At 72.5% G+C, this 5,246-nt stretch carries 5 protein-coding genes; 4 read left to right on the top strand and 1 reads right to left on the bottom strand.

Going from position 1 to position 5,246, the window contains the following annotated elements; all coding sequences use genetic code 11:
- Positions 1 to 18: 18 nt before the first annotated feature.
- Genes argF through argH form a run of 3 tightly spaced genes read left to right on the top strand, consistent with a single transcriptional unit; the run spans position 19 to position 3,537 of the window.
- Positions 19 to 960, top strand: coding sequence for an ornithine carbamoyltransferase (gene argF, locus ACE3O1_RS14705; RefSeq protein WP_374316311.1), 942 nt, complete (start codon positions 19 to 21; stop codon positions 958 to 960).
- A 16-nt stretch (positions 961 to 976) separates the two neighbouring features.
- Positions 977 to 2,110, top strand: coding sequence for a heparan-alpha-glucosaminide N-acetyltransferase domain-containing protein (locus ACE3O1_RS14700; RefSeq protein WP_374316307.1), 1,134 nt, complete (start codon positions 977 to 979; stop codon positions 2,108 to 2,110).
- Positions 2,107 to 3,537: an argininosuccinate lyase gene (gene argH / locus ACE3O1_RS14695; RefSeq protein ID WP_374316305.1), complete on the top strand. Its 1,431-nt coding sequence runs from the start codon at positions 2,107 to 2,109 to the stop codon at positions 3,535 to 3,537. Before ACE3O1_RS14700 ends, argH begins: the two co-directional genes overlap by 4 nt.
- A 30-nt stretch (positions 3,538 to 3,567) precedes the next feature.
- On the opposite strand, the gene ACE3O1_RS14690 is transcribed toward argH, so the two are convergent.
- Positions 3,568 to 4,164, bottom strand: coding sequence for a hypothetical protein (locus ACE3O1_RS14690; protein WP_374316303.1), 597 nt, complete (start codon positions 4,162 to 4,164; stop codon positions 3,568 to 3,570).
- Between the two features lie 213 nt (positions 4,165 to 4,377).
- Here ACE3O1_RS14690 and ACE3O1_RS14685 point away from each other — a divergent pair.
- The coding region (locus ACE3O1_RS14685) for a PKD domain-containing protein (RefSeq protein WP_374316309.1) at positions 4,378 to 5,246 on the top strand (869 nt) is incomplete at its 3' end.

Below are 5,246 nucleotides of genomic sequence, written 5' to 3'. Positions count from 1 at the left end.
TGCGCTGCTGATCGAGACATCCACGGAGGTTCCCGCACGACCCGCCACCTGCTGCGCGACGACGACCTGACCCAGGCCGAGCAGGAGGAGATCCTCGACCTCGCCGTCGCGCTCAAGAAGGACCGCTGGAAGCTGAAGACCCTCGAAGGCCCGCAGACGGTGGCGGTGATCTTCGACAAGTCGTCGACGCGCACACGCGTGTCGTTCGCCGTCGGCATCGCCGATCTGGGCGGGTCGCCGCTGATCATCTCGACGGCCAACAGCCAGCTCGGCGGCAAGGAGACGCCCGCCGACACCGCCCGGGTCCTCGAACGTCAGGTGGCGGCGATCGTGTGGCGCACGTATGCGCAGGCCGGGCTCGAGCAGATGGCCGAGGGAACGCGGGTTCCCGTCATCAACGCGCTGAGCGACGACTTCCATCCGTGCCAGCTGCTGGCCGACCTGCTCACGATCAAGGAGCACAAGGGCGAGCTCGCCGGGCTGACGCTGGCCTTCTTCGGCGACGGCATGTCGAACATGGCCCATTCGTACGTGCTTGCGGGGGTCACCGCGGGGATGCACGTGCGCGTGGCCTCACCGGAGGCGTACGCGCCCCGCGAGGACGTGATCGCCGACGCCGATCGCCGCGCCGCCGAGACCGGCGGTTCGGTGGCCCTCTACACCGACCCCAACGAGGCGGCGGCCGGCGCCGACGTCATCGTCACCGACACCTGGGTCTCGATGGGCAAGGAGGAGGAGAAGCTCGCTCGCCTGCGCGACCTGGGCGGCTACAAGGTCACGACCGAGCTCATGGCGCTCGCCAAGGACGATGCGATCTTCATCCACTGCCTCCCCGCCGACCGCGGGTACGAGGTCGACGCCGAGGTGATCGACGGGCCGCAGAGCGTCGTGTGGGACGAGGCAGAGAACCGCCTGCACGCCCAGAAGGCGCTCCTCGTGTGGCTGCTGCGGCAGGACTGACGAAGGCCGTGCGGGCGTGAGCGATCCCGGCACGCAGCCGGCGTCCGGCTGGCTCGCGTCGCGCTGGGCGCGCCTGAACGGCCCCGCGCGCGTGACCGGGGTGGACCTGGCGCGCGGCCTCGCCGTGCTGGGGATGTTCGCCGCCCATCTCCTGTGGATCCGCGACCCGTTCAGCTGGACGGATGCCTCCACCTGGGTCGCCGTCGTCGAAGGCCGGTCGTCGATCCTGTTCGCCACGCTCGCCGGTGTGTCGATCGGTCTGGCGACCGGCGGTCGCACCCCTCCGTCGGGCGAGGACCTGCGCACCGCCCGGCGGCGGCTCGTCGTCCGCGCGGTGATCCTGTGGGTGCTCGGCATCCTGCTGATCCTCACCGGCGTGCCCGTCTTCGTGATCCTCCCCGCGTACGCCCTGCTGTTCTTCCTGGCGGTGCCGCTGGTCGCTCTGGGCGCGCGGACCCTCCTCGTCCTCGCCGGGGCGCTTGCGGTCGTGATGCCCGTGGTGCAGGTGGCACTGGACGACCTGCCGCTGTGGCGCACCGTCACCGGCGACGCGCTCTCGCTCGCGCTGGGCTGGCACTATCCCTTCACCACGTGGATCGCCTTCCTCGTCGCGGGGATGGGGGTGGCGAGGGCCGGCATCCGTCGCACGCGCGTGCAGCTGTGGATGCTCGGCGCCGGTGCGGCGCTCGCGATCGTGGGGTATGGGACGGATGCCGCCATCGGCGTGACCGAGGCGGACGAGCGCTCCTCGTTCCTGGCCGCCCTGTGGACCGCCCGGCCGCACTCGAGCGGCCTCCTGGAGGTGATCGGCTCGGGCGGATTCGCGCTCGCCGTCCTGGCCGCGTGTCTGCTGGCGTGCCGCACCGTCCTCGTCTGGGTGGCGCTGCCGCTGCGGGCGGTGGGCGCCATGCCGCTGACGGCGTACGTCGGACAGCTCCTGGTGTGGGCTGCGATAGCGACCGTCGTCCTCGGCCGAGCCGGAGACCTCGCAGGATTCCGCGAACTGGAGCCGTTCTGGCCGCTCGCGCTGTCGACCGTCGCACTCTGCACGGCGTGGGCGCTGCTCATCGGCCGCGGGCCGCTCGAGTGGGTCGTCGACCGGTCATCGCGCCTCGTCGCCGGTCCCGCCGTCGCTAGGCTGGACCGGTGAGCGACAGCAAGGGCGACGGAACCAACGAGGGCGCACTCTGGGGCGCCCGCTTCACGACGGGACCGTCACCGGAGCTGGCGGAGCTGAGTCGCTCTACGCACTTCGACTGGGACCTCGCCCTCTACGACATCGCGGGCTCCCACGCCCACGCGAAGGCTCTCGCCGCCGCCGGATACCTCACCGCGGACGAGGAGACGGCGATGCACGCAGGACTCGACGTCCTCGCGCGTGCCGTCGCCGACGGCACGCTGCGCCCTGCGCCGACCGACGAGGACGTGCACGGCGCGCTCGAGCAGGCGCTGATCCGCACGGTCGGCCCCGAGCTGGGCGGCAAGCTCCGCGCCGGGCGCAGCCGGAACGACCAGATCGCCACGCTCGTGCGCATGTACCTGCTGAACCACGCACGCACGATCGCCCGGGAGGTGCTGCGCCTGGTCGACGCCCTCGTCGCGCAGGCCGAGGCGCACCCCGACGCGGTGATGCCCGGCCGTACCCACCTGCAGCACGCCCAGCCCGTCCTCCTCGCCCACCACCTCCAGGCCCACGGCTGGCCGCTGGTGCGCGACCTCGAGCGGCTGCGGGACTGGTCGGCGCGCGCCTCCGTCTCGCCGTACGGCGGGGGAGCGCTCGCAGGCTCGACGCTCGGACTCGACCCGCAGCTCGTCGCGCGCGAGCTGGGACTGGCCCGCCCGGCGGAGAACTCCCTCGACGGCACCGCCGCGCGCGACGTCGTGGCGGAGTTCGCCTTCATCGCGGCCATGATCGGCGTCGACGTGTCGCGCCTGGCCGAGGAGATCATCCTCTGGAACACGCGGGAGTTCCGCTTCGTCACCCTCGACGACGGATACTCCACGGGCTCGAGCATCATGCCGCAGAAGAAGAACCCCGACATCGCCGAGCTCGCCCGCGGAAAGTCCGGACGGCTCATCGGCAATCTCACCGGACTCCTCGCGACCCTTAAGGCGCTGCCGCTCGCCTACAACCGCGATCTGCAGGAGGACAAGGAGCCGGTGTTCGACTCCGTCCGCACCCTCGAGACGGTCCTCCCCGCGTTCGCGGGGATGGTCGCGACGTTGCACTTCCACACCGACCGGATGGCGGAACTGGCGCCGCAGGGCTTCTCTCTCGCGACCGATGTGGCGGAGTGGCTCGTCAAGCGGGGGGTCCCGTTCCGCGACGCGCACGAGATCTCCGGTCACCTCGTGCGGGTGTGCGAGGAGAACGGCATCGAGCTGCACGAGGTGTCCGACGAGCAGCTGGCGTCGGTGTCTCCGGCTCTCTCCCCGGAGGTGCGCGAGGTTCTGACGGTCGAGGGGTCCGTCGCGAGCCGCACCGGCGCGGGGGGGACGGCTCCCGTCCGCGTCGCGGAGCAGCGGGTCGAACTCGTCGAGCGCGTCCAGGCCGCGGCGCACGCGCTCGGGCTCTGACAGTCCCGCTCGGCCGTCAGCGCGAGATGCTCACCAGATGGCGAGCCGCACGACGCCGGCCACGACGCAGGCCCACAGCAGGCTCGCCAGTGTGCCGATGATGAAGCGCTCGCGGGCCTCGGCGGCGGCGAGCTCCGAGAAGCGGCCGATGCCCTTGATCGCGACGACGACCGCGATCGCCTCAGGAAAGCCGACGACGATCGCCAGCGCGACGCCCAGCCGTTCGAGGTAGCCGATCGTGGTGCCGCCGCGCAGCACCTCGCGCGCCGGGGCGTCATCCGCGACGATGCCCGGCACCGCCGCGGGGCGCAGCATGATCCCGCCGTTGTCGCCTTCCGGGACCCGCCCGTGCGTCGCCACCTCGAGCACCCGCCGCGTCACCGGGCTGCCGCCCACGCCCGCCAGCGCGACGCCGAGCAGCGCGATCACGATGGCACCGATGACGGGGAGCTCCACAGGCAGGACCACTACCACGACGAGCGTGAGCACGACCAGTCCGCCGGCGAGGAGCAGCGGGATCTCGCGCGGGTTCCGCGTGCTGAGGACGACGAGCACGAGCGCACCGCTCAGCGTCAGGAACAGGAACACCGACATCGCGAGCGAGAACAGATCCGGGGGCACGATCATGCCGCTCAGTCTGTCACGGGGCTGCGACGGTGGCGGAGCATCCTCCCCGGCCTCTGGCGCATTCCGGGTTCGGGGCGTACCGTGCCCATAGGGGAGAACGGCGTGGGGGCGCCGGTCATGCGTCGTGGGGGCGCATCCGGGCCACGCCCTCGGTCGTTCTGACGTCTGTCGCATCGCGGCAGCACGAAAGGGGACTGGGGAGACGTGTCACGCATGTGGGGGATGCGCGCATTGCGCGCGAGCGCGGCGGTGGCCGCGCTGGGATCGGCGGCAGCCGCCGTCGTCATCGTCGGCGGCGCCGCAGCGGCCGGCGTCCGCTTCGAGGCGCCGGCGATCGTGGCGAGCGACGCCGTTGCCGCATCGGACGGGAGCTACCGGTTCGCGCTGGACGGAGGCGCCGTGGTCCCCACGGCCGCGGAGCCCGACGTCGTGCGCAACGTGCCGCCGACGGTCCATGCGGTCGCCGAGGGGGCGGAGGAGGGCGGCGTGGGCGTCATCCGCGCAACGGCGTCCGATCCCGGCGATGGTGAGCTGTCGGCTCGCATCGACTGGGGCGACGGCACGCCCGAGCAGGCCGCCTCGATCGCCCAGCTCGCCGCCGGAGTGCGCCACGGATACGGCGACGACGGCGACTACCCCGTCGTCGTCACGATCACGGACGACGACGGCGGAGCCGGAGCGCACGCCGTCGCGATGCCCATCGGGAACGCCGACCCGACCCTCCGGCTCGAGGTCTCCGACTCCGTGGCGTTCCCGGGCGGTCGACACGCGGTGATCGCGAGCGGCGACGTCGCGCGCGTCGCGGCGCACGCGGCCGATCCCGGCTCGGACGACCTGATCCTCACGTGGTCGAACGGACTCGGACGCACCTTCCTGCACGACGGCGCCGCGCCCGACGCCCCGCTCAGCGCGACCGGCGTCGCCCCCGTCTCGGCGGTCGGAAGCACGGAGCTGCGATTCGACGAGCCCGGCATCGGCAGGGTGCGCGCCGCCGTCGCCGACGACGACGGCGGGAGAGCGGACGCCTCGGCCACCGTTCTGGTGACGGGCACGGAGGTCGATCCCCGCTCGCGGAGCCGCTG

The sequence above is a fragment of the Microbacterium sp. genome, assembly GCF_041909575.1.
In the GTDB taxonomy this organism is placed as follows: Bacteria; Actinomycetota; Actinomycetes; order Actinomycetales; family Microbacteriaceae; genus Microbacterium.
The sequence above is the reverse complement of the archived record's forward strand: the minus strand, read 5'-3'. Positions and strand labels throughout refer to the sequence as shown.

What these genes read in the sequence shown, in the direction of transcription:
- ACE3O1_RS14690 (WP_374316303.1), bottom strand. Translation starts at nt 4,164, where the DNA reads ATGATCGTGCCCCCGGATCTGTTCTCGCTCGCGATGTCGGTGTTCCTG.